Raw genomic sequence first — 24,609 nt, 5'->3', positions numbered from 1 at the left:
GAGTGAACCGCATGAACGTCGCCCTGGGGATGCCGCCGCTGCCGCCGCCGGTGCTCGCGCCGCGCCGGCCGTCGCGCAAGATCCGCGTCGGCAAGGTCGAGGTCGGCGGCGACGCACCCGTCAGCGTGCAGTCCATGACGACCACGCCGACCACCGACATCAACGCGACGCTGCAGCAGATCGCCGAGCTCACCGCGGCCGGCTGCGACATCGTCCGCGTCGCCGTGCCCAGCGCCGACGACGCCGAGGCGCTGCCGATCATCGCGAAGAAGTCGCAGATCCCGGTCATCGCCGACATCCACTTCCAGCCCAAGTACGTGTTCGCCGCCATCGACGCCGGCTGCGCGGCCGTCCGCGTCAACCCGGGCAACATCAAGAAGTTCGACGACAAGGTCGGCGAGATCGCGAAGGCGGCCAAGGACGCCGGCATCTCGCTGCGCATCGGCGTCAACGCCGGCTCGCTGGACCCGCGGCTGCTGCAGAAGTACGGCAAGGCCACCCCGGAGGCGCTGGTCGAGTCCGCCGTCTGGGAGGCGTCGCTGTTCGAGGAGCACGACTTCCACGACTTCAAGATCTCGGTGAAGCACAACGACCCGGTCGTCATGGTCCGCGCGTACGAGCTGCTGGCCGAGCGCGGCGACTGGCCGCTGCACCTCGGGGTGACGGAGGCCGGCCCGGCGTTCCAGGGCACCATCAAGTCGGCGACGGCGTTCGGCGCGCTGCTGAGCAAGGGCATCGGCGACACCATCCGGGTGTCGCTGTCCGCGCCGCCGGTCGAGGAGGTGAAGGTCGGCAACCAGATCCTGCAGTCGCTGAACCTGCGCCCGCGCAAGCTCGAGATCGTGTCCTGCCCGTCCTGCGGCCGCGCCCAGGTCGACGTCTACACGCTGGCCGACCGCGTCACCGCCGGGCTCGAGGGCATGGAGGTGCCGCTGCGCGTGGCGGTCATGGGCTGCGTCGTGAACGGGCCGGGGGAGGCGCGCGAGGCCGATCTCGGCGTAGCATCCGGCAACGGCAAGGGCCAGATCTTCGTGAAGGGTGAGGTCGTCAAGACGGTTCCGGAGTCGGAGATCGTCGAGACGCTGATCGAGGAGGCCATGCGCATCGCCGAGTCGATGGACGCCGGCGACGGCGGGCCGGTGGTCACCGTCGCCTGAGGGCGGCGACCGGGGGAAAGGGGGTGACGTGCTCGGTACGTCGACGGCGGTGCGGCCGCTGAGCCAGGCCGACCTGGACGACACCGTCGCGCTGCTCGGCCGCGACCCCTACGTGGACGTCTTCGTCGGTGCCCGCGTGCACGCGTCCGGCCTGGCGCCGTCGAGGCTGGCCGGTGAGCTGTGGGGCTACTACGAGGAGAGCCGGCTGCGGTCGCTGTGCTACTCCGGCGCCAACCTCGTCCCGGTGGCCGCGTCGGCCCGGGCCGCCCGCACGTTCGCCGACCTCGCCGTCCGCCGCGGCCGCCGCTGCTCGTCCATCGTCGGGCCGGCCGACGCCGTGCTGTCGATGTGGGACCTCATCCGCCCCGAGTGGGGCCCGGCCCGCGAGGTGCGTTCCTGCCAGCCGGTCATGGCCATCGACACGGCGCCGGCCGTCCCGGCCGACCCGCTGGTGCGCCCCGTCCGGCCGGACGAGGTCGACGTGCTGCTGCCCGCGGCCGTCGCGATGTTCACCGAGGAGGTCGGCGTCTCGCCGGCCGGCACCGACGGCGGCGCCTACTACCGGGCGCGGCTCACCGAGCTGGTCCGGGCCGGTCGCGCGTTCGCCCGGTTCGAGGACGGCGAGATCGTGTTCAAGGCCGAGATCGGCGCCGTCACCCCGCACGCCTGCCAGGTGCAGGGCGTCTGGGTGCGGCCGGACCGGCGGGGTGAGCGGCTGTCCGTCGGCGGCATGGCGGCGGTCGTCGAGTACGCGCAGCGCGAGATCGCGCCGGCCGTCACGCTCTACGTCAACGACTTCAACGCCGCGGCCCGGGGCGCGTATCGCCGGGTCGGCTTCACCGAGGTCGGTCGTTTCGCCACCATCATGTTCTGACCGCGGGCACACTGGACCGCGATGAACCGCCGCCTCGCCACCATTGCCGCTGCCGCCGTCCTGCTCGTCGTCGTCGGCTGCGGCGATGACGACCCGGGCGCCGCCCCGCCCAGCACCCCGGCCGACGCCACGACGTCGCCGTCCGAGCAGCCGAGCCCCACCCCGTCGCCGACACCCGACCCGCGCACGTTCACGCTGGTCGCGACCGGTGACGTGCTGCTGCACGAGCGGTTGTGGACGCAGGCACGCAACGACGCCGGGCCGGGCGAGGAGATGGACTTCGCGCCGCAACTGGCGAACATCGCGCCGATCGTCCAGGGCGCGGACCTCGCCGTCTGTCATCTGGAGACGCCGCTGGCGCCGGCCGGCGGTCCGTACGAGGGCTACCCTACGTTCTCCGGCCCGCCGCAGGTCGTCACCGCGCTGGCGGAGACCGGCTACGACGCCTGCACCACCGCGTCCAACCACACCTTCGACCAGGGCGCCGGCGGGGTCGACCGCACCCTCGACACCCTCGACGCCGCCGGGCTGGCGCACGCCGGCTCGGCCCGCACGCCCGAGGAGTCGCAGACCATCACGCACGTCGAGGCCGGCACCGACGGCGACCCCGTCGACGTCGCGCTGCTCTCGTACACGTTCGGCTTCAACGGCATCCCGGCGCCGGACGGCGAGACGTGGCGCGGCAACGAGATCGACCCGGGCCGCATCCTCGCCGACGCCGCCACCGCCCGGGCCGAGGGCGCCGACGTCGTCGTCACCGCGCTGCACTGGGGCGACGAGTACGTGCACGAGCCGAACGACCTGCAGGCATCGCTGGCGCCGGAGCTGATCGCGTCGCCGGACATCGACCTGCTGCTCGGCCACCACGCGCACGTCGTCCAGCCGATCGAGAACATCGGCGGCGAGTGGGTCGTCTACGGCATGGGCAACCTGATGGCCAACCACGCCGAGCCGGAGGGCCCGAAGGCCGAGGGCCTGCTCACCCGGTTCACCTTCACCGAGTCCGCGGGCGGCGCGGGAGAGTTCGCCGTCACGGCGGCCGAGTACCTGCCGCTGTACCAGACCTACCAGCCGCCGGTCGAGGTGCTCGACGTGCCCGCGGCGCTGGCCAGCGGCGACACCGGCACGGCGACGGCGGCCCGGCTGCGGCAGGCGCGCGACCGCACGACCGAGATCGTGCTCGGCCGGGGCGGCGCGGCCGCCGGGCTGACCTTGCTGAATCCGACGTGACCGGCCGGTATCCTCGTCCTTCGTTGCCCGTTCCGTCCGTGGAAGCCTGGAGAGTCCCGTGATCCTGCGCATGTCGACGTTGTTCCTGCGAACCCTGCGCGAGGACCCGGTCGACGCCGAGGTGCCGAGCCACAAACTGCTCGTCCGCGCCGGCTACGTCCGCCGCGCCGCGCCGGGCATCTACTCGTGGCTGCCGCTGGGTTACCAGGTGCTGCGCAACATCGAGGCGATCGTCCGCGAGGAGATGAACGCCATCGGCGCGCAGGAGGTGCACTTCCCGGCGCTGCTGCCGCGCGAGCCCTACGAGGCGACCGGCCGGTGGGAGGAGTACGGCGACAACCTCTTCCGGGTGAAGGACCGCAAGGGCGGCGATTACCTGCTCGGTCCCACGCACGAAGAGATGTTCACGCTGCTGGTGAAGGACCTGTACTCGTCGTACAAGGACCTCCCGCTGTACCTGTACCAGATCCAGACCAAGTACCGCGACGAGGCCCGTCCGCGGGCCGGCATCCTGCGCGGCCGCGAGTTCGTCATGAAGGACTCCTACACCTTCGACGTCTCCGACGAGGCGTTCATGACGTCGTACCTCGCGCACCGCGGGGCGTACATCAAGCTGTTCGACCGCCTCGGGCTCGACTACGTCATCGTCAAGGCGACGTCCGGCGCCATGGGCGGCTCGGCCAGCGAAGAGTTCCTGGCCACCGCCGAGAACGGCGAGGACACCTACGTCCGCTCGCCCGGCGGGTACGCGGCCAACGTCGAGGCCGTCACCACCCCGGTCCCGGACCCGCTGCCGTACGACGACGTCCCCGCGGCGCACGTCGAGGACACCCCGGACACGCCGACCATCCAGACGCTGGTCGACCACCTCAACGAGCGGTTCCCGCGCGCCGACCGGCCCTGGCAGGCATCGGACACGCTGAAGAACGTGCTGGTGGTCGTGCATCACCCCGACGGCACCCGCGAGCCGCTCGCCGTCGGCGTCCCCGGCGACCGCGAGGTGGACGAGAAGCGGCTGCAGGCGCAGATCGAGCCGGCCGAACTGGAGCCGTTCACCGAGGCCGACTTCGCGAAGCACCCGGCGCTGGCGCGCGGGTACATCGGGCCGGGCGTGCTGGGGGAGAAGAACGCGTCCGGCATCCGCTACCTGGTCGATCCGCGCGTCGTCGAGGGCACCCGCTGGGTCACCGGCGCCGACGCCCCCGGCCGGCACGTCGTCGACCTCGTCGCCGGGCGCGACTTCACGCCTGACGGCACCATCGAGGCGGCCGAGGTGCGGGCCGGCGACCCCGCGCCGGACGGCTCCGGCCCGCTCGAGACCGCCCGCGGCATCGAGATGGGGCACATCTTCCAGCTCGGCCGCAAGTACGCCGAGGCGCTCGGCCTGCAGGTGCTGGACGAGAACGGCAAGCTGGTCACCGTCACGATGGGCTCCTACGGCGTCGGCGTGTCGCGCGCCGTCGCCGCCATCGTCGAGAACTCCCACGACGACGCCGGCATCATCTGGCCGCGCGAGGTCTCGCCGGCCGACGTCCACCTGATCGCGACCGGCAAGGACGACGCGGTGTTCGAGGCCGCGTCCTCGCTGGCCACGGAGCTGGACGCCGCGGGCGTGCGGGTGCTCTACGATGACCGGCGCGGGGTGAGCCCGGGCGTGAAATTCAAGGACTCCGAGCTGATCGGCGTGCCGACGATCGTCGTGGTGGGCCGCGGCCTGGCCGACGGCGTCATCGAGATCAAGGACCGCGCCAGCGGCGAGCGTCAGGAGGTCCCCGTCGCCGAGGCCGTCGACCGGCTGCGGGAGATCGTCGCAGAATAGGGGCATGAACCTGGGCGAGTACCCGGCCGGCGCGGCGCACCCCGCGCTGGCCGGGGACGTCGTCGGGTACTGCGGGTACGCCGAGCACTCGGCGACGCCCGTGCGGCGGCGCGAGCTGCCCGGCCCACGCGTGCCGGTCATCATCAGCTTCGGCGACCCGCTGTCGGTGCGGTCGCCTGGCGTCAGCGGCGAGCTGACCTCGTTCGTCGCCGGGTTCCACGACACCTTCGCCGTCACCGAGTTCGTCGGCGCCCAGTGCGGGCTGCAGGTCGACCTCACGCCGCTGGGCGCGCACCGCCTGCTCGGCCTGGCCGGCGACGACCTGCGCGACGGCGCCCTGCGGCTCGGGGACGTGTTCGGGCGCTCCGGCGACGAACTGGTGTCGCGACTGGTCGAGGCGCCGGACTGGGCGGCCCGGTTCGCGCTGGCCGACGCGTTCCTGCTGCGCCGATCCGTCGCGTCGTCCGGCCGGGCCGACCCCGTCGACGCCGAGGTGGGGTGGGTGTGGGAGCGGCTGTGGCGCTCGGGCGGGCGGGTGCGCGTCGGCACGCTGGCCGCGGAGGTCGGGTGGAGCCGGCGGCACCTGGCCGGACGGTTCCGGCGGCAGGTCGGCCTCGGCCCGAAGGAGGCGGCCCGCGTGCTGCGGTTCGCTCGCGCCGTACGGCGCCTCGACACCGCGCCGTCGCTCAGCGACCTCGCCGCCGACACCGGCTACGCCGACCACAGCCACCTCGTGCGCGAGTTCCATGCACTGGCCGGCTGCACCCCGTCGCAGCTGGCGGCCGAGCGGCGCGGTACGTCCGTCGTTCCCGTATGATCCCGTTCATGCATCGGACTCACCCGATCACCCCGCCCCCCGCTCTCTAGCGGGGCGCGTTCCAGCGCGCCGGCTGCCCCTCTGACGGGCGGCCGGCTTCTTCGCGCACTCCTGCGTGTCCCGCTCCCGCGCGCCGTCTTCCCCTCGTCGCAGGAGCTGATCCGTGGAACACACTCGAACTCTGGCCCCGTCGTCGCGGGCCGACCTGATGTCCGTCATGGGCGCCGGGGTCCTCTGGGGCACCGGCGGCCTCACGGGGGTGCTGCTCATCGACCGCACCGGCCTCGGCGTGCTCGCCGTGGCCGCGTTCAGGCTGCTGGTGGGCGGCGGGCTGGTCGTCCTCTGGCTGCTGGCCAGCGGCCGCCTGCACCGGCTGCGGACGTCCGCCCGCGGCGTCCGCCGGCTGCTGCTGCTCGGCGCGCTGGCCGCGCTGTACCAGAGCTGCTACTTCGCCGCCGTCTCGCTGACGTCGGTCAGCCTGGCCACGCTGGTGACGCTGGGCGCGGCGCCCATCCTTGTCGTCGCCGCCGAGAGCGTGGTCGGGCGGCGGCGGCCGGACGGGCGCGTCCTGGCGGCCATCGTGACGGCGCTCGCCGGGCTGGCGCTGCTGCTCGGCACGCCGTCGGCGGGTGACCCGGCGCAGGTGCTGGCCGGGACGGCGTGCGCGCTGGCCTCGGCGTCCGGGTTCGCCGCCATCACGATGCTCGGCGCCCGGCCGGTCGACCACCTCGGGGCGCTGCCGACAGCCGGGCTGTCGTTCTGCGCCGGCGGGCTGCTGCTGCTCCCGCTCGCGGCGCTGGCCGGCGGCGTCTCCGTCGACCTCGACGCCGGGACGCTCGGCCTGCTGGTGTACCTGGGGCTGGCCCCGACGGCGCTGGCCTACGGGCTGTACTTCACCGGCCTGCGCACCGTCGCGACCGGCTCGGCGGCGCTGTTCTCGCTGCTCGAGCCGCTGACGGCGGCCGCGCTGGGCGCCGTCGTGCTGGACGAACGGCTCGGCGCGACCGGACTGGCCGGCGCGGTGCTCATCGGCACGGCGGTGCTGATGACGGTGAGGGGTCGCCCTCGATAGCGTTGAGGTACCGGCGAGCTGGAGCGTGTGCATGGACGAACCCGAGTACGACTACGACCTCCTCGTCATCGGCTCCGGCCCGGGCGGGCAGAAGGCCGCCATCGGCGCCGCCAAGCTCGGCAAACGAGCCTGCGTCGTCGAGCGCCGGAACATGATCGGCGGCGTGTGCGTCAACACCGGGACCATCCCGTCCAAGACGCTGCGCGAGGCCGTGCTGTACCTCACCGGCCTGTCCATGCGTGAGCTGTACGGCCAGTCGTACCGCGTGAAGCACGAGATCACCGTGCAGGACCTGCTGGCCCGCACGCAGCACGTCATCGGCCGCGAGATCGAGGTGGTGCGGGCGCAGCTGTTCCGCAACCACGTCGATCTCGTGGTCGGCACCGCCCGCTTCGTCGACCCGCACACCGTCGCCGTCGACGGGCCGGGGGAGCACCGGCAGATCACCGCCGCGAACGTCGTCGTCGCCACCGGCACGACACCGGCCCGCCCGGCCCACGTCGAGTTCGACGAGGGCCGGGTGGTCGACTCCGACGGCATCCTCACGCTGGAGCGCATCCCCGACTCCATGGTCGTCGTCGGCGCGGGGGTCATCGGCATCGAGTACGCGTCGATGTTCGCCGCGCTCGGCACCCGCGTCACCGTCGTCGAGAAGCGGGCGCAGATGCTGGAGTTCTGCGACCCCGAGGTGGTCGAGTCGCTCAAGTTCCACCTGCGCGACCTCTCGGTGACGTTCCGGTTCGGCGAGGAGGTCGAGAAGGTCGAGATCGGGTCGCACGGCACCGTCACGACGCTGGCCAGCGGCAAGCGCATCCCGGCCGAGACCGTCATGTACTCCGCCGGCCGGCAGGGCGTCACCGGCGAACTGGGGCTCGAGAACGCCGGCCTCTCCGCGGACGACCGCGGCCGCATCACCGTCGACGGCCAGTACCGGACGACGGTGCCGCACATCTTCGCCGTCGGCGACGTCATCGGCTTCCCGGCGCTGGCCGCCACCAGCATGGACCAGGGCCGGCTGGCGTCGCTGCACGCGTTCGGCGAGCCGGCCAACGAGCTGCGCGAGATCCAGCCGATCGGCATCTACACCATCCCCGAGATCTCCTACTGCGGCCGCACCGAGGTCGAGCTGACGCAGGACGCCGTCCCGTACGAGGTGGGCATCTCCCGCTACCGCGAGTTGGCCCGCGGGCAGATCGTCGGCGACTCCTACGGCATGCTGAAACTGCTGGTCAGCCCGGCGACCCGGCACATCCTCGGTGTCCACGTGTTCGGGACGGGCGCGGCGGACCTGGTGCACATCGGGCAGGCGGTCATGGGCTGCGGCGGCACCGTCGACTACCTCGTCGACACCGTGTTCAACTACCCGACGCTGTCCGAGGCGTACAAGGTCGCCGCGCTCGACGTCACCAACAAGCTGCGCGCGCTGGACCGCTTCGATCTCTAGCTCCGTTTGGTCTCCGAGACTCCGGCACTCGAACCGAGTTTTGAACGGGCGTCGGGTGGCGGCGCGTCACTGGGTGGGATCGCTGTGTTTGGTGGGTGGCGTTGCTGTTGCCAGAGGAACAGTGATCCACCCCAGCCGGCGCAGCGATCTCACACGGTGAGGTGGGTTCATGTAACGGTTCGCCGTTGTCCCGCAGTTCGCCGCCTTGCGGTAGTGGGCCGTCCCCCTGCTGCCCATTTTCTTAGCCGCGCACGTGCGCCTCAAGCGGACTTGTGGGGCGCTTCGCGCCGGCGAAGGTCCGCTTGACCCGCACGCGCGCGGCCAAGTACGGGCAGCTATCAGGGGGACGGGGGAAGTGCAGGCACAGGCCCGCCCGGATGCACCGTTCGCCTGGCTGGCTGGCGTTCGTCGTTCGTGCCGGTGCATGGTTTGGTGTCCTCGACTCCCGGAGTCGTCTTCGATGGCGGGAGTGGTGTTCGAGGCGTCGTTCGGACGGTTCTCACCATCGAAGACGTCGGCCGGCATCGAGGTGTGCCCAGTCTTTCCCCGTCCCCCTGATAGGTGCCCGTTCTTGGCCGCGGGACCGCGGGTCAAGCGGACACCCAGCGCGCGAAGCGCCATCCGGGTCCGCTTGAGGCGCGGTCACGCGGCTGAGAGAATGGGCAGCAGGGGACGGCCAACTGCCGCAAAGCGGCGAACGTGGTAGACCCGGGCGCACGGTCGGCCAGCCAACGAGAAGCCCGGCCCGACCGAGTCGACCGGCCACACGGGGCGCGCCGCCACGCGACGCCCGTTCAAACTCGGTTCGAGTGTCGGAGCTTCGGAGACCCAGCGACGTTAGATGCGGCCGTCGAGGCCGGGGAACGCGGTCGGCGCGCCACCCCAGGCCACGGCCTGGACGGTGGCCGCGACGACGCCGCGGACGGCGAGCTCGCGCAGCTCGGGCGAGGTGGCGGCGCCGACGAGGTCGGCGTACAGCGCGCCGAGCCGCTCCTCCAGCAGCACCCCGAGGGCCAGGGCGGACGCCTCGTCGGTGACGGGGGAGGGCAGCGCGTAGCCGGGCTCGGCCGCGACCGGCTCGGCGCCCGCGGCCGCGATCAGCGCGGTCAGTGCGTCGCGGCGGGCCCGGTGCGACGTCAGCGCCGCCAGCGCGGCCGAGGCGTCGTCGGGCAGGTGCGCGCCGGCCACGCCGTAGCCGTAGACGCAGGCATGCTCGCCGGCCAGCGCCGCCTGTGCGGCCTCGATCGCGGGCTCGGCGGAGGCGGCGGACGGCGGCGGCGTCGGCGCCGGGGTGGTCGTCACGCCAGCACCACCCCGTGACCGGCCTCGGACGCGGCGATGGACGCCAGCACGGCGGCCAGCCGCGGCCCGGCGGCGCCCAGCGCGGCCACGACGCACGCGTCGGCGGCGGCCCGCTCGGCGTCGGCGACGGCGGCCAGTGCGGCATCCGCATCGGCGGCGACGGACGGGGCGGCGGCCGGCGTGCCGGCGCCGGGGCCGGGGCCGTACGGCAGCGGCCCGTCGGCCCGCAACGCGGCCAGGTGCTCGTCGTGGTGCGCGGTCAGGGACTGCAGCCGCTCGGCGAGGCCCGGATGCGCCGCGACGGTGGCCGCGTGCAGCGCCAGCAACGTCTGCTCGCCGTGCACCGCGCGCCAGCGCAGCTTCACGTCGGCGTCGAGGGTCGCGCGCGGCCCGGGCGCCGCCTTCGGACGCGGTTCGGCGCCGCACGCGGCCAGTGCCACGCCGAGCGCCGGAGCCCCGGCGACCAGCATGAGCAGCCGCCGCCGGCCCTCGTCCACCCTCTGCTTCACGGAGCACACCGTAACCGGTGCGAACGTGCCGTTGGATCGCCGGTCCGGGCTGTAGTCTTGGCTACTCTTGACGGCAGGACGTCAAGAACACGGTCATTGCGTGAGACAACTCGACATCGAGGAAGGGGCATCCGATGACATCGGCCTCCCATGACCTTCTGCACCAGGTCATCGAGCCCGTGGTGGTGTCGGAGGGGCTCGACCTCGAGCAGTTGGACATGACCCAGGCGGGACGCCGCAGCCGGCTGCGCATCATGGTCGACGCCGACGGCGGGGTCGACCTCGACCGCTGCGCCGAGGTGTCCCGGCACATCTCCAAGGCGCTCGACGAGAGCGACGTCATGGGCGACCGCCCGTACACCCTCGAGGTCAGCTCGCCGGGCGTCTCCCGGCCGCTGACCCTGCCGCGGCACTGGTCGCGCGCCACCGGCCGGCTGGTGCGCGCCGTCCTGCACGACGGCGACGACGTCACCGGGCGCGTCGTGTCGGCCGGCGACACCTCCGTGGTGCTCGACGTCGACGGCGCCACCCGCGAACTCGCCTACGCCGACGTCCGCAAGGCGAAGGTGCAGGTCGAGTTCCGCAAGACCGACGACACCGATCTCGACGATTTCGAGGAAGAGGACTGAGAGCGTGGACATCGACCTTTCGCTCCTGCGAGCACTGGAGCGAGAGAAGGACATCTCCTTCGACCTGGTCGTCGAGGCGACGGAGCGCGCTCTGCTGCTCGCCTACCAGCGCTCCGAGACCCACCAGCCGCGCGCCCGCGTCGAGCTGGACCGCAAGAGCGGCCACGTCACCGTCTGGGCCCAGGAGGTCGACGAGGACGGCGCTGTCACGCGCGAGTGGGACGACACCCCCGACGGCTTCGGCCGCATCGCCGCCACCACCGCGAAGCAGGAGATCCTGCAGCGGCTGCGCGACGCCGAGGACCAGAACACGTTCGGCGACTTCCTCGACCGCGAGGGCGAGATCGTCTCCGGCACCATCCAGCAGGGCCGCGACCCCCGCACCGTCATGGTCAACCTCGGCAAGGTCGAGGCGGTGCTGCCGCCGGCCGAGCAGGTGCCGGGGGAGCGCTACGAGCACGGCAGCCGCATCCGCTGCTACGTCGTGCAGGTGCGCAAGGGCCAGCACGGCCCCGTCATCACCGTCTCGCGCACGCACCCCAACCTGGTGAAGAAGCTGTTCGGGCTCGAGGTGCCCGAGATCGCCGACGGCACGGTGCAGATCGCCGGCATCGCCCGCGAGGCCGGCCACCGCACCAAGATCGCCGTCTACTCGACGGTGCCGGGGGTCAACGCCAAGGGCGCCTGCATCGGGCCCATGGGCTCGCGGGTGCGGGCGGTCATGACCGAGCTGCACGGTGAGAAGGTCGACATCGTCGACTGGTCCGAGGACCCCTCGGAGCTGGTGGCCAACGCACTTTCGCCGGCCCGGGTGCAGCGCGTCGAGATCGTCGATCTGGCCGCCCGGTCGGCCCGCGTGACGGTGCCGGACTTCCAGCTCTCGCTGGCCATCGGCCGGGAGGGACAGAACGCGCGGCTGGCCGCGAGGCTCACCGGATGGCGCATCGACATCCGCCCCGACACCGAGCCCGAGACCCCCGATCCGGGCGCCGACACGCCCGCGTGACCGTTCAGGCCCGAGAGACGCTAAACTGTTCGAGTGAATGACCGCGCGCCCGGCCGGTCACCTGTGCGCACCTGCGTAGGATGCCGGTCTCGTGTGGTGAAGTCCGAACTGCTCCGCGTCGTCGTGGGCGGTGCCGGCGCCGATATGGCGCTGGTTCCCGACCGCGACGGCCGGCTCCCGGGCCGAGGTGCGTACCTGCACCCGCGTCAGGGCTGTCTCGACCAAGCCGAGCGTCGTCGGGCGTTCTCGCGCGCATTACGCGCCGAGGGGCCGCTCGACGATACTGGGCTGCGTCGGTGGCTCGCAGAGCACGAGGATCGACCCGATCGGCCGCGACGGCCGGACGGAATGGATGAAGGAGACACGACGTGACGCTCACGAGCGCTCGATGAGCAAGCAGCGATGAGCACGCGCACCACCTAGCCGGTCCGAGCCGACACGCCCGGGCCGAGAAGGAGAGCAGTGGCAAAGGTCCGGGTACACGAGCTCGCGAAAGAGCTCGGTGTGACGAGCAAGGATGTCCTCGGCAAGCTGGGCGACCTCGGGGAGTACGTCAAGTCGGCATCGTCGACTGTCGAGGCCCCCGTCGTCCGCAAGCTTCGCGAGGCGTTCACCAATCAAGGAACCGGCAAGGGAGCGAAGCGGTCTCCCGGTCGCCCTGGCCCATCGGCCAGGCCGGCAGCCCCGATCCCCAGCACGCCCAGTGCGGCCGCGGCGGCGCCCGCCGCGCCGTCGGCCAAGCCTGCCCCGCGCCCGGCTGCGTCCGAGCAGCCGGTAGCGCCGGAGCAGCCGATCGCGCCGGAGCAGCCGGCCGCGCCCGAGCAGCCGGCGGCCTCCGCGCCTCCGGCGTCGCGTCCGACCCCCGGTCCGCGACCCAGCCCGGCGCCCGCGCCGGGCCCGCGCCCGGGTGCCGGCGACGGCCGTGGCGGCGACGGCCGTGGCCAGGGCCAGGGTCAGGGCTCGCGCCCCGGCTCCGGTCAGGGGCCGCGTCCCGACGGCGGCCAGCGTCCGGCCGGCGACCGTCCGCGCCAGGGCGGTGACCGTCCGCGCCAGGGCAGTGGCCCGAAGCCGGGTCCGGCCGCGCCGCGGCAGGCCGGCCCGCGTCCGGGCAACAACCCGTTCGGCGGCGAGAACACCGGCATGGGCCGGTCTCGTTCCGGCGGCGGCCCGCGTCCGGGCAACAACCCGTTCTCGTCCGGTGGCTCCACCGGCATGCAGCGTCCCGGCTCGCGCCGCGACGGCGAGGGTCGTGGCGCGCCCGGTCCGGGTGGTCCGCGGCCCAATTCCCCGGCGCCACGTCCGGGCGGTGGTGCGGGCTCCGGTGGCCCCCGCCCCAACCCCGGCATGATGCCGCCGCGCCCGTCGCAGCGGCCCGGCGGCGGTGGCGGTGGCGGCGGTGACCGTGGCGGTCGTCCTGGTGGCGGCGGCGGTGACCGTGGCGGTCGTCCCGGCGGCGGTGGCGGCGGCGGTCGTCCCGGCGGTGGCGGCGGCGGTGGCCGTCCCGGTGGCGGCTTCGGCGGCGGTCCGGGCGGCGGCGGTCGTCCGGGCGGTGGCGGCGGCTTCGGCGGCCCCGGCGGCGGTGGCCGTCCGGGTGGCGGCGGTGGCCGCGGCCGCGGTGGCACGGCCGGCGCGTTCGGCCGTCCCGGCGGCAAGCCGGCGCGGAGCCGTAAGAGCAAGCGTCAGAAGCGCCAGGAATACGACAACATGCAGGCCCCGACGATCGGCGGCGTGCGGCTGCCCCGCGGCAACGGACAGGTCGTCCGGCTGCCCCGCGGTGCGTCGCTGGCCGACTTCGCCGAGCGCATCGACGTCGACCCCGCGCAGCTGGTCCAGGTGCTGTTCGGCCTGGGCGAGATGGTCACGGCCACCCAGTCCGTCGACGAAGACACCTTCCGCCTGCTGGGCGAGGAGCTCAGCTTCGAGATCCAGATGGTGTCGCCCGAGGACGAGGACCGCGAGCTGCTCGAGTCCTTCGACATCGACTTCGACGCCGAAGTGGGCGACGAGGACGCGCTGGCGGCCCGGCCACCAGTGGTCACCGTCATGGGCCACGTCGACCACGGTAAGACGAAGCTGCTCGACGCCATCCGCAAGGAGAACATCGTCGAGTCCGAGGCCGGCGGCATCACCCAGCACATCGGTGCCTACCAGGTCTCCGTCGAGCACGAGGGCGAGCAGCGGGCCATCACCTTCATCGACACCCCGGGTCACGAGGCGTTCACCGCCATGCGTGCCCGTGGTGCGCAGGTGACCGACATCGTCATCCTCGTGGTGGCGGCCGACGACGGCGTCATGCCGCAGACCATCGAGGCGCTGAACCACGCCCAGGCGGCCGGCGTGCCGATCGTCGTCGCGGTCAACAAGATCGACGTCGAGGGCGCGAACCCGGCGAAGATCCGCCAGCAGCTCACCGAGTACAACCTGGTGGCCGAGGAGTACGGCGGCGACACCATGTTCGTCGACGTCGCGGCGAAGCCGGGGCTGAACATCGACAAGCTGCTCGAGGCCGTCCTGCTCACCGCCGACGCGGCGCTGGACCTGCGGGCCAACCCCGACATGCCGGCGCGCGGCGTCGCGATCGAGGGTCACCTCGACCGCGGCCGCGGTCCGGTGGCGACCGTCCTGGTGCAGCGCGGCACGCTGCGCCCGGGCGACGCCATCGTCACGGGTCAGTCCTACGGCCGGGTGCGTGCCATGCTCGACGAGTACGGCAAGCCGGTCGAGGAGGCCGAGCCGTCGCGTCCGGTCCTCGTGCTCGGCCTGACGGCGGTGCCCGGCGCCGGCGACAAGTTCCTCGTCGCCGACGACGACCGCACCGCGCGCCAGATCGCCGAGAAGCGCGAGGCCATGGAGCGCAACGCCGCCCTGGCCAAGGCCCGCAAGCGGGTCACGCTCGAGAGCTTCATGGCCGAGAGCAAGGTCGAGACGCTGAACCTGATCCTCAAGGGTGACGTGTCCGGCTCGGTCGAGGCGCTCGAGGACGCGCTGCTCAAGATCGACGTGGGCGACGAGGTCAACCTCAACATCATCCACCGCGGCGTCGGTGCCATCACGGCCAACGACGTCAACCTCGCCTCCATCGACCAGGGCATCATCATCGGCTTCAACGTCCGGCCGCAGAGCCGGACGGTCGAGGACCTGGCCGACCGCGAGGGTGTGGAGATCCGGTACTACTCGGTCATCTACTCGGCCATCGAGGAGATCGAGGCGGCCCTCAAGGGCATGCTCAAGCCGGAGTTCGAGGAGGTCCAGCTCGGCACCGCGGAGATCCGCGAGGTGTTCCGGTCGTCCAAGATCGGCAACATCGCCGGTTGCATGGTGCTCAACGGCATCATGCGGCGCAACGCGTCGGCGCGGCTGGTCCGCGACGGCGTCGTGGTGGGCGACAGCCTCACGGTCGTGTCGCTGCGGCGCGAGAAGGACGACGCCACCGAGGTCCGCGAAGGGTTCGAGTGCGGTATCAGCCTCGGCTCGTTCAACGACATCAAGGTCGGCGACCGCATCGAGACCTACGAGATGAAGGAGAAGCCGCGCGGCTGACGGCCGCCCGCGGGGACTGATGTGTTCGTCGGGACCATCGTGTTCGACCTGCTGCTCGGCGACGTGCGCTCGTTGAAGCAGAAGCGCGCCGTGGTTCGGCCCATCGTGGCCGAGCTGCGGCGCCGCTTCGACGTCGCCGTCGCCGAGGTGGGTCACCAGGACCTGCACCGCCGCGCGGAGGTGGGGGTCGCCGTCGTCGCCGGCGACTCCCGGCAGTGCATCGACGTGCTCGACGCCGTTGAGCGGCACGTCGCGTACCGGCCGGAGATCGAGTTGCTCTCCACCCGGCGACGGATCCACAACGACGAAGACGAGGAGTAGTCATGGCCGATCCAGCGCGGGCGCGCAAACTGGCCGACCGCATCCGCGAGATCGCGGCCGAGACGCTGGAGCGCCGGGTCAAGGACCCCCGGCTGGGGTTCGTCACGGTCACCGACGCCCGCATCACCGGTGACCTGCGCGACGCCACCGTCTTCTACACCGTGTACGGCGACGAGGAGGAGCGCACGGCCACGGCCGCGGCACTCGAGAGCGTCAAGGGCCTGGTCCGCTCCGAGGTGGGCCGGCGCACCGGCGTCCGGTTCACGCCGACGCTGGAGTTCGTGGCCGACGCCATCCCGGAGAACGCCGCGAACATCGACGACCTGCTGCGCACGGCGCGCGAGTCGGACGAGCGGGTGGCCCGGACGGCGGCCGAGGCGCAGTACGCCGGCGACCCCGACCCGTACCGCAAGCCGGCCGACGAGGACGACGACGTGGACGACGCCGAGGACTCCGCGGCGGACTCCGGGGACGAGGACGACGACCACCGTGGCTGACCCCGACGGCCTCGTCGTCGTCGACAAGCCCGGCGGCTGGACGTCGCACGACGTCGTCGCCCGCATCCGGCGGCTGGCCGGCACCCGCCGCGTCGGCCACGCCGGCACGCTCGACCCGATGGCCACCGGCGTGCTGGTGGTCGGCGTCGGCAAGGCCACCAAGCTGCTCGGGCACCTGGCGCTGACGGCGAAGGAGTACGACGCCACCATCCGGCTCGGCGCCGCCACGGTCACCGACGACGCCGAGGGCGAGGTGACGGCGACGGCCGACGCGTCCGCGGTGACCGATGACGCCATCGCGGCCGGCGTCGCCGCGCTGACCGGGCCGATCCAGCAGGTGCCGAGCGCGGTGTCCGCGGTGAAGATCGACGGTGTGCGCTCGTACCACCGGGTCCGCTCCGGCGAGGACGTCGAGCTGCCGCCGCGCGCCGTCGTCGTCAGCCGGTTCGAGGTGCTGGCCACCCGCCGCGAGGGGGAGCACACCGACCTCGACGTGTCGGTGGCCTGCTCGTCCGGCACCTACGTCCGGGCGCTGGCCCGCGACCTCGGCGCGTCGCTGGGCGTCGGCGGCCACCTGACGGCGTTGCGCCGCACCGCCGTCGGCCCGTACCGCCTCGACGTCGCCCGCACGCTGGACCAGCTCGGCGCCGAGTTCACCCTGCTGTCGCTGGCCGACGCCGCGGCCGCCGCGTTCCCGCGGCTGGACGTCGACGCCGAGACCGCCGGGCGGGTCGCGCACGGCATGCCACTGCCGGCCACCGGGCTCGGGCCCGGGCCGGTCGGGGTGTTCGGGCCAGACGGTACGCTGCTGTCCCTGGTCGAGGACCGGGGTTCCCGCGCGAAGCACCTGGCGGTGTTCGTATGAGCGATCGACAGCAGGTCAACGAGCAGCTCGAGGCCGAGCTCGCGTTCCTCTGGCGCCGGGTGCGCCGGCTGTCCATCGACCTCGCCCGGCAGGTCGACGAAGGCCTCGAGGCGGCCGCGTACGGGCTGCTCGGGTTGCTCGCCGACGGCGGCGACATCCGCGCCGCCGATCTGGTCGAGCGGCTGGGGCTGGACAAGTCCACCATCAGCCGACAGGTCACGCAGATGGAGTCGATGGGCCTGATCCAGCGGGTGCCCGACCCGCAGGACGGCCGGGCCCGGCTGCTGCACATCACCGACGCGGGCCGCGCCCGGGTCCAGCAGCTGCGCGGCGCCCGGGGGCGCTGGTTCGGCGCGGCGCTGGAGGACTGGCCCGACGCCGACGTCGACACCCTTGCCGTTCTGCTCGAACGGCTGAACGAGTCGCTCGCGCAGGAGTAACCTCTCAGGAATAAGTTGGTTGCTGCAACCATTAACCCCTATAGTTGCAGCGACCAACCAACTGAGGCGGTGACGCGCGCCATGCGCAGCGATGTCTGGAGCGAGCTGGTCGACCAGGGACGTCTCCTGGTCCGGCTGGGGAAGCTCCTCACCCACCGCCACGTCGAGATCTACGAGGGCGTGGGTCCGACCCTGGGCGGCATGCTCGCCGCGCTGAGCAAGGGCGGCCCCATGCGGCTGACGGCACTCGCCGACCAGCTGCAGGTGGACACGTCCGTCGCCAGTCGGCAGGCGGCCGAGCTGGTGGAGCGGGGGCTGGTGGAGCGCCGTCCGGACCCGGACGACGCGCGCGCCGGCATCCTCGCCCTCACCGCCGACGGTCACGCGGTCCTCCAGCGTGCCCGCGAGCGCAGCGGCGAGATCGTCGCCGCCGCGCTCGAGGACTGGAGCGAGGCCGAGGCCCGGCAGCTGGTTGACCTGCTCACCAAGCTGAACGGCGATCTCCGCGAGGAGCTCTGCGGGGGAAGGGAACGCGTCCGATGACGACAGAGGCTGCTGCGCCTACGACGATGAACCATCGACAGGTGCTGGAGGCGATGTCCGGGCTGCTGCTCGCCATGTTCGTGGCGATGCTGTCCGGGACGATCGTCGCCAACGCGCTGCCACGGATCATCGGCGACCTCGGCGGCAACCAGGACCAGTACACGTGGGTCGTGACGGCGACCCTGCTCGCGGCGACGGCCACCACCCCGATCTGGGGCAAGCTGGCCGACCGCATGAACAAGAAGCTGCTCGTGCAGCTGTCGATCACCGTCTTCGTGTTCGGCTCCGTCCTCGCCGGGTTCTCGCAGAGCACCGAGCAGCTGATCGGCTTCCGCGTCCTGCAGGGCCTCGGCCTCGGCGGCTTGCAGGCGCTCGTACAGATCGTCATGGCGTCGATCGTCAGCCCGCGCGAGCGCGGCCGGTACATGGGGTACTTCGGCGCCGTCATGGCGGTGGCGACGGTGGGCGGCCCGCTGCTGGGCGGCTTCCTCGTCGACTCCAGCCTCGGCTGGCGCTGGTGCTTCTGGGTCGGCGTCCCGTTCGGCATCGCCGCACTGGTGCTGCTGCAGCGGACGCTGAAGCTGCCGGTGCTGTCGTCCGACACCAAGATCGACTGGCTGGGCGCCATGCTGATCCCCGGCGGCATCAGCGTGCTGCTGATCTGGGTCACGCTGGCCGGGTCGAACTTCGCCTGGCTGTCGTGGGTGTCGGCCGCGTTCGTCACCGGCGGTGTGCTGCTGATCGCGCTGGCCGTGCTGGTCGAGCGGCGGGTCGCCGACCCCGTCGTGCCGCCGCGGCTGCTGCGCCAGCGCACCATGATCCTGGCGATCATCGCCAGCGTCGCCATCGGCATCGCGATGTTCGGCTCGTCGGTCTTCTTCGGCCAGTACTTCCAGATCTCCCGCGGCTACTCGCCGACGGCGGCCGGGCTGCTGACGCTGCCGATGATCGTCGGCCTGCTGCTCGCGTCGACCATCACCGGCCAGCTGGTCACCCGGTTCGGGCGGTGGAAGAGGTTCCTCGTCATGGGGACCGGGCTGATCGTCGTCGGGCTCGGGCTGCTGGGCACCATCGACCATGCGACGTCGCTGGTCCTGATCGGCGTCTACATGGCCATCCTGGGCGTCGGCGTCGGGTCGAGCATGCAGAACCTCGTGCTGGCCGTGCAGAACGGCCTCGACTACCGCGACCTCGGCGCCGGCACGTCCACGGTGACGTTCTTCCGCTCGCTCGGCGGCGCGGCCGGCGTCTCCGTCCTCGGCGCGATCCTGGCGACGCACGTCACGAACCTCATCTCGGACGGGCTGGCCGGCATCCCGGGCGCGGGCGCCGCCACCCAGAACGGCGGGTCGACGTCGCTGGACCTGAGCCAGCTGCCCGGCCCGGTGCGGACCATCGTCGAGCACGCCTACGGCGACGCGACGGCGCTGGTGTTCCTCATCTCCGGGGCGATCGCACTGGTGGCGTTCGTCGCCGTGCTGTTCATGCGCGAGACGTCGCTGCGCACCACGGTGGGCGACGCCGAGCTGGCGGAGCTGGAGGAGGCCAGCGCGCGGGCATAATGTGTAGGCAATCGACATCGAGCCCGGGAGAACACGCGTGCACCGCTGGACCGATCTCGACCAGGTCCCTCCCGGGTTCGGCCCGTCGGTCGTCACCATCGGCAACTTCGACGGCGTCCACCTCGGCCACCGGCAGGTCCTGACCCGCATGGTCGCCGACGCCGCGGCCGCCGGCGCGCAGTCCGTCGCCGTCACCTTCGACCCGCACCCGCGCCAGCTGCACCGGCCCGAGGACGCGCCGCCGCTGATCACCGGCGTGCGCGACAAGCTCGAACTGCTCGCGTCCACAGGCCTCGACGCCGTGCTCGTCCAGCCGTACACGTGGGAGTTCGCCCGCCAGTCTCCGGAGGAGTTCGTCCGCCGCTTCCTGGTCGACGGCCTGCGCGCCGTCACCGTCGTCGTCGGCCACGACGTCCGGTTCGGCTGGCAGAACGCGGGGGACCTGTCGACGATGCTGGCGCTGGGGTCGCGGTACGGCTTCACCGTCGAGGTGATCCCCGAGGTCACCACCCCCGACGGCGGGCGCCGGTGGTCGTCGACGTGGGTGCGCGAGCTGCTCGCCGTCGGGGACGTGTCGGGCGCGGGGGAGATCCTCGGCCGCCCGCACCGCCTGCGCGGCCTCGTCGTCGAGGGCGACAAACGGGGCCGCGAGCTCGGCTTCCCGACGGCCAACCTGGCCGCGGACGCCGACGGGATGGTGCCGGCGGACGGCGTGTACGCGGGCTGGTTGTCGCGGGTCTCGGACCGGGAGCGGCTCGCCGCGGCGATCTCGATCGGGACCAACCCGACGTTCGACGGCGTGTCCCGGCGGGTGGAGGCGTACGTGCTCGGCCGCACCGACCTCGACCTCTACGGCGACGAGATCCTGCTCGAGTTCGTCGAGCGGCTGCGCCCCACGCTCAAGTTCGACTCGGTCGACGACCTCGTCGCCACCATGCACGACGACGCCGCCAAAGCTCGCGTCGTGCTTGGCGCCTAGGCGAGTCCTCTTGATCTTGGCTACGCGGCCTGGGTGGCCGACCGTGCGCCCGGGTCTGCCGCGTTGGCCGTCCCCCTGCTGCCCATTTTCTTAGCCGCGTGACCGCGCCTCAAGCGGACCCGATCGGCGCTTCGCGCGTTGGGTGTCCGCTTGACCCGCGGTCCCGCGGCCAAGAACGGGCAGCTATCAGGGGGACGGGGGCAGTCTGGGCACACCTCGATGCCCGGAGTCGTCTTCGATGGCGAGAAACGTCCGAAACGCGCCTCGAACACGACTCCCGCCATCGAAGACGGCTCCGGGAGTCGAGGACGACCCAACGGCGCACCGGCACGAACGACGAACGGCAGCCAGCCAGGCGAACGGGGACGGCCCACGAGCCGCAAAGCGGCGAACTGCGGGACAACGGCGAACCGTTACACGATCCCCAACGCCACTGTGTGGATCCGCTGCGTCGGGTGGGGTAGATCACTGTTCCCCTGGCAACAGCAATGCCACCCAACACGCACAGTGATCCCACCCAGTGACGTGCCGGGGGCGCACAAGTGGTCGCGGCCGAGATCGATGTGAGATCGCTGCGGAAGCGACGCGGCATCACTGTCGCGGACACGACAGTGTTCCCACATCGATCACGCAGTAGTAGTCCCACACCGCTGCGCCGGCCCGGCGACCGAACGTGGCTGGTCAGATGCTGCGTCTACACCTGCGCAGCGGGACCAGCCACCCGACGCCCACTCAAACTCGGTTCGAGTCGGAGTTTCGGAGGCCAAGCGAAGGCTAGGCGTCCCGGCCCGGGACTCGGCTCGGGCCGGGGAAGTCCGCCCGCACCGCGTCCATCAGCAGCTCGTCGCAGGATTCGCCGTACCACCAGCCGGCCTGCCGCAGCCGTCCGGCCGGCCGGAACCCGGCCCGCTCGTAGGCGCGGATCGCGTGGGCGTTCGGCTCCAGCACCTTGAGCCACACCATCCGCACCGCCGCCAGGTGGAAGCCCCAGTCCAGCGTCAGCATGGCGGCGTCGGCGGTGTACCCCTGCCCACGCGCCTCCGGCGCCAGCAGCATCACGAACTCCGCCGTCGCGCGCCTGCGCCTCGTACCCCGCCGTCCGCGTCTCGATGCTCTGCGGCAGCTGGGTGCCGTACCCGAGAACGGTCGCGGGGTCACGGAGGTCAGCCTAGGGTCGATTGGGTCCTGGCTGGGCCGCGCTGGTATCCTTGGCGCCGCCGTCAGAACGGCCGCGGTTTCATAGTGCACCGGTGGACATGCCCGGATGCGCCGCGCAACGATTCGACAAGGAGTTCCGTGCCGACCGACACGAAGACCAAGCAGGCCATCATCGCCGACCACGCTCGTGGTGACGGCGACACGGGCTCGCCCGAGGTTCAGGTTGGGCTGCTCACGCACCGCATCAACCACCTCACCGAGCACCTGAAGGTGCACAAGCACGACCACCACAGCCGCCGCGGGCTGCTGTTGCTGGTCGGCCAGCGCCGTCGGCTGCTCAAGTACCTGCAGCGGGTCGACATCGCGCGCTACCGTGCGCTGATCGAGAAGCTCGGCCTGCGCCGATGAGCTGACGCCGTGGGAGCGGACTCCGAGACCGGATCCGCTCCCTCGGCATTTCAGCGACAATTGAACAACGCCCAACCGATCAGGGCGGCCGACTTGAACGCGGCAGGCCGGTCCTCGGTTGTGGCCCTCGGGAACAGACCCGCGGGCTTCCATCGAAGACCGGCGCGTACGAGATCTCATTCGAGCGGCCTCCCGCCAGCTCCAGGAGGACGACCCATGACGGGTCCCCAGATTCACAGCGCCGAAGCCGTCATCGACAACGGCAAGTTCGGCACCCACACCATTCGTTTCGAGACCGGTCAGCTCGCCCAGCAGGCGGCCGGCTCCGCCGTCGTCTACCTCGACGACGAGACCATGCTGCTCTCCGCCACCACGGTGTCGAAGAACCCGAAGGAACACCTCGACTTCTTCCCGCTGACGGTCGACGTCGAGGAGCGCATGTACGCCGCGGGCCGCATCCCCGGCTCGTTCTTCCGCCGCGAGGGCCGGCCCAGCGAAGAGGCCATCCTCACCTGCCGGCTCACCGACCGGCCGCTGCGCCCGACGTTCGCCAAGGGCCTGCGCAACGAGGTCCAGGTCGTCATGACGGTCATGTCGCTGCACCCCGACCACCTGTACGACGTCGTCGCCATCAACGCGGCGTCCGCGTCGACCCAGCTCGCCGGGCTGCCGTTCTCCGGCCCCATCGGCGCCGTCCGGGTCGCGCTGATCGACGACCAGTGGGTCGGCTTCCCGAACCACTCGCAGCTGGCCGAGGCGGTCTTCGACATGGTCGTGGCCGGCCGGGTGCTGCCCGACGGCGACGTCGCCATCATGATGGTCGAGGCCGAGTCGACCGCCGAGACGTGGGGCCTGGTCCAGGCCGGCCGCACGGCGCCCACCGAGGACGTCGTCGCCGCCGGGCTCGAGGCCTCCAAGCCGTTCATCACCGCGCTGGCCACCGCGCAGAAGCAGCTCGCCGATGCCGCGGCGAAGGAGACGGCGGAGTTCCCCGTCTTCCTCGACTACACCGACGAGATCTACGCCGCCGTCGAGAACGCCGCCCGCGACGAGCTGGCCAAGGCGCTGACGATCGCCGCCAAGCAGGAGCGCGAAGAGCGCCTCGACGAGCTCAAGTCCGAGGTCAAGGAGCGGCTGGCCGAGCAGTTCGAAGGCGCCGAGAAGGACATCAGCGCCGCGTTCCGGTCCGTCACCAAGGCGGTCGTCCGCGAGCGCGTGCTGCGCGACCAGGTCCGCATCGACGGCCGCGGCCTCACCGACATCCGCACGCTGTCCGCCGAGGTCGGCCCCATTCCGCGGGCGCACGGCTCGGCGCTGTTCGAGCGCGGCGAGACGCAGATCCTCGGCGTCAGCACGCTGAACATGCTCAGCATGGAGCAGAAGCTCGACACGCTCGCGGCCGAGAAGTCCAAGCGCTACATGCACAACTACAACTTCCCGCCCTACTCGACCGGTGAGACGGGCCGGGTCGGCTCGCCCAAGCGGCGCGAGATCGGCCACGGCGCGCTCGCCGAGCGGGCGCTGCTGCCGGTGCTGCCGGCGCGCGAGGAGTTCCCGTACGCCATCCGGCAGGTCTCCGAGGCGCTGAGCTCCAACGGCTCGACGTCCATGGGCTCGGTCTGCGCCTCGACGATGTCGCTGCTGAACGCGGGCGTGCCGCTGCGCGCGCCGGTCGCGGGCATCGCGATGGGCCTGATCTCCGGTGAGATCGACGGCGAGACGCGGTACGTGACGCTGACCGACATCCTCGGCGCCGAAGACGCTTTCGGCGACATGGACTTCAAGGTCGCCGGCACCCGCGAGTTCGTCACCGCGCTGCAGCTCGACACCAAGCTCGACGGCATCCCGGCCTCGGTGCTGGCCGCCGCGCTGCAGCAGGCCCACGACGCCCGGCTGACCATCCTCGACGTCATGGCCGAGGCCATCTCCGAGCCCGACGAGATGAGCCCCTACGCGCCGCGGATCATCTCCATCAAGATCCCGGTCGACCAGATCGGCGCGGTCATCGGCCCCAAGGGCAAGGTGATCAACCAGATCCAGGACGACACCGGCGCCGAGATCGCCATCGAGGACGACGGCACCATCTTCATCGGCGCGGTCGACGGCCCGTCCGCCGAGGCGGCCCGGACGCAGATCAACGCCATCGCCAACCCGACGATGCCCGAGGTCGGCGAGCGCTACCTCGGCACCGTCGTCAAGACGACGAGCTTCGGCGCGTTCGTCTCACTGCTGCCGGGCAAGGACGGCCTGGTGCACATCTCCAAGCTGCGGACCCTCGCGGGCGGCAAGCGGGTCGAGAACGTCGACGACGTCGTCTCGGTCGGGCAGAAGATCCAGGTCGAGATCACCGAGATCGACGACCGCGGCAAGCTCGCCCTGACGCCGATCGTCGAGGACGAGGCTCCTGCCGCGGCCGGCGAGGCGAGCGAGTCCTGAC

Annotated in this window: 23 protein-coding genes; 20 read left to right on the top strand and 3 right to left on the bottom strand. The window is 72.1% G+C overall.

What is annotated here, in order from left to right; genetic code table 11:
• The first annotated feature begins 11 nt into the window (after positions 1-11).
• From ispG to sthA, 7 genes are all read left to right on the top strand, one after another.
• Positions 12-1,157: a flavodoxin-dependent (E)-4-hydroxy-3-methylbut-2-enyl-diphosphate synthase gene (gene ispG, locus ACW62_RS24850; RefSeq protein WP_053206849.1), complete on the top strand. Its 1,146-nt coding sequence runs from the start codon at positions 12-14 to the stop codon at positions 1,155-1,157.
• Positions 1,158-1,185: 28 nt separating this feature from the next.
• Entirely contained in the window at positions 1,186-2,031 is an 846-nt protein-coding gene (locus tag ACW62_RS24845; RefSeq protein WP_053206793.1) for a GNAT family N-acetyltransferase, read from the top strand.
• A 21-nt stretch (positions 2,032-2,052) separates the two neighbouring features.
• Complete coding sequence (locus ACW62_RS24840; protein ID WP_053206792.1) at positions 2,053-3,261, top strand: CapA family protein; 1,209 nt, start codon at positions 2,053-2,055, stop codon at positions 3,259-3,261.
• Between the two features lie 58 nt (positions 3,262-3,319).
• Positions 3,320-5,080 carry a proline--tRNA ligase gene (locus ACW62_RS24835; RefSeq protein ID WP_053206791.1) on the top strand — a complete coding sequence of 587 codons (1,761 nt, stop codon included), beginning with the start codon at positions 3,320-3,322 and terminating at the stop codon, positions 5,078-5,080.
• A 4-nt stretch (positions 5,081-5,084) separates the two neighbouring features.
• Complete coding sequence (locus ACW62_RS24830) at positions 5,085-5,897, top strand: helix-turn-helix domain-containing protein (protein WP_053206790.1); 813 nt, start codon at positions 5,085-5,087, stop codon at positions 5,895-5,897.
• Positions 5,898-6,060: 163 nt separating this feature from the next.
• Positions 6,061-6,969, top strand: a complete 909-nt coding sequence (locus ACW62_RS24825; protein ID WP_205629576.1) for a DMT family transporter — start codon at positions 6,061-6,063, stop codon at positions 6,967-6,969.
• Between the two features lie 31 nt (positions 6,970-7,000).
• Positions 7,001-8,413, top strand: a complete 1,413-nt coding sequence (gene sthA, locus ACW62_RS24820) for a Si-specific NAD(P)(+) transhydrogenase (RefSeq protein WP_053206788.1) — start codon at positions 7,001-7,003, stop codon at positions 8,411-8,413.
• 837 nt (positions 8,414-9,250) lie between these two features.
• Here the strand turns inward: sthA and ACW62_RS24815 are convergent.
• Both ACW62_RS24815 and ACW62_RS24810 read right to left on the bottom strand, forming a co-directional pair.
• A complete protein-coding gene (locus tag ACW62_RS24815; RefSeq protein WP_205629575.1) occupies positions 9,251-9,715 on the bottom strand; it encodes a ferritin-like domain-containing protein in 465 nt (154 codons plus the stop codon).
• Positions 9,712-10,224, bottom strand: a complete 513-nt coding sequence (locus tag ACW62_RS24810; RefSeq protein WP_157574960.1) for a hypothetical protein — start codon at positions 10,222-10,224, stop codon at positions 9,712-9,714. Before ACW62_RS24810 ends, ACW62_RS24815 begins: the two co-directional genes overlap by 4 nt.
• Positions 10,225-10,358: 134 nt before the next feature.
• Between ACW62_RS24810 and rimP the strand changes: the two genes are divergently transcribed.
• The 11 genes from rimP to ACW62_RS24760 all read left to right on the top strand — a co-directional run bounded on the left by rimP (position 10,359) and on the right by ACW62_RS24760 (position 20,606).
• Positions 10,359-10,853 (top strand): ribosome maturation factor RimP, encoded by a 495-nt coding sequence (rimP, locus tag ACW62_RS24805; RefSeq protein ID WP_053206786.1) that lies wholly within the window; start codon positions 10,359-10,361, stop codon positions 10,851-10,853.
• 4 nt (positions 10,854-10,857) lie between these two features.
• On the top strand, positions 10,858-11,859 hold the full coding sequence (nusA, locus tag ACW62_RS24800) for a transcription termination factor NusA (protein ID WP_053206785.1): 1,002 nt from the start codon (positions 10,858-10,860) through the stop codon (positions 11,857-11,859).
• A gap of 33 nt (positions 11,860-11,892) precedes the next feature.
• Entirely contained in the window at positions 11,893-12,231 is a 339-nt protein-coding gene (locus ACW62_RS33380; protein ID WP_083460139.1) for a DUF448 domain-containing protein, read from the top strand.
• 90 nt (positions 12,232-12,321) lie between these two features.
• On the top strand, positions 12,322-15,399 hold the full coding sequence (gene infB, locus ACW62_RS24795) for a translation initiation factor IF-2 (protein WP_053206784.1): 3,078 nt from the start codon (positions 12,322-12,324) through the stop codon (positions 15,397-15,399).
• Positions 15,400-15,420: 21 nt separating this feature from the next.
• On the top strand, positions 15,421-15,720 hold the full coding sequence (locus tag ACW62_RS24790) for a DUF503 domain-containing protein (RefSeq protein WP_053206783.1): 300 nt from the start codon (positions 15,421-15,423) through the stop codon (positions 15,718-15,720).
• 2 nt (positions 15,721-15,722) lie between these two features.
• Positions 15,723-16,217 carry a 30S ribosome-binding factor RbfA gene (gene rbfA, locus ACW62_RS24785; protein WP_053206782.1) on the top strand — a complete coding sequence of 165 codons (495 nt, stop codon included), beginning with the start codon at positions 15,723-15,725 and terminating at the stop codon, positions 16,215-16,217.
• On the top strand, positions 16,210-17,082 hold the full coding sequence (truB, locus tag ACW62_RS24780; RefSeq protein ID WP_053206781.1) for a tRNA pseudouridine(55) synthase TruB: 873 nt from the start codon (positions 16,210-16,212) through the stop codon (positions 17,080-17,082). Before rbfA ends, truB begins: the two co-directional genes overlap by 8 nt.
• Positions 17,079-17,522 (top strand): MarR family winged helix-turn-helix transcriptional regulator, encoded by a 444-nt coding sequence (locus tag ACW62_RS24775; protein ID WP_053206780.1) that lies wholly within the window; start codon positions 17,079-17,081, stop codon positions 17,520-17,522. The genes truB and ACW62_RS24775 overlap by 4 nt, the downstream gene beginning before the upstream one ends.
• 81 nt (positions 17,523-17,603) lie before the next feature.
• Entirely contained in the window at positions 17,604-18,065 is a 462-nt protein-coding gene (locus ACW62_RS24770) for a MarR family winged helix-turn-helix transcriptional regulator (RefSeq protein WP_157574959.1), read from the top strand.
• Between the two features lie 26 nt (positions 18,066-18,091).
• Complete coding sequence (locus tag ACW62_RS24765) at positions 18,092-19,627, top strand: MFS transporter (protein ID WP_053206778.1); 1,536 nt, start codon at positions 18,092-18,094, stop codon at positions 19,625-19,627.
• Between the two features lie 37 nt (positions 19,628-19,664).
• Positions 19,665-20,606 carry a bifunctional riboflavin kinase/FAD synthetase gene (locus ACW62_RS24760; protein ID WP_053206777.1) on the top strand — a complete coding sequence of 314 codons (942 nt, stop codon included), beginning with the start codon at positions 19,665-19,667 and terminating at the stop codon, positions 20,604-20,606.
• A gap of 774 nt (positions 20,607-21,380) precedes the next feature.
• Here the strand turns inward: ACW62_RS24760 and ACW62_RS33375 are convergent.
• Positions 21,381-21,662, bottom strand: a complete 282-nt coding sequence (locus ACW62_RS33375; protein ID WP_205629574.1) for a GNAT family N-acetyltransferase — start codon at positions 21,660-21,662, stop codon at positions 21,381-21,383.
• A gap of 240 nt (positions 21,663-21,902) precedes the next feature.
• Between ACW62_RS33375 and rpsO the strand changes: the two genes are divergently transcribed.
• The gene (gene rpsO, locus ACW62_RS24750; RefSeq protein WP_053206776.1) at positions 21,903-22,172 is read left to right on the top strand and encodes a 30S ribosomal protein S15; all 270 of its coding nucleotides are present in this window, start codon (positions 21,903-21,905) and stop codon (positions 22,170-22,172) included.
• 216 nt (positions 22,173-22,388) lie between these two features.
• Positions 22,389-24,608 carry a polyribonucleotide nucleotidyltransferase gene (locus tag ACW62_RS24745; protein WP_053206775.1) on the top strand — a complete coding sequence of 740 codons (2,220 nt, stop codon included), beginning with the start codon at positions 22,389-22,391 and terminating at the stop codon, positions 24,606-24,608.
• Position 24,609 lies beyond the last annotated feature (1 nt).

It is taken from the genome of Jiangella muralis, from assembly GCF_001270745.1.
GTDB lineage: Bacteria > Actinomycetota > Actinomycetes > Jiangellales > Jiangellaceae > Jiangella > Jiangella muralis.
This window is presented reverse-complemented; position numbering and strand designations above follow the sequence as displayed.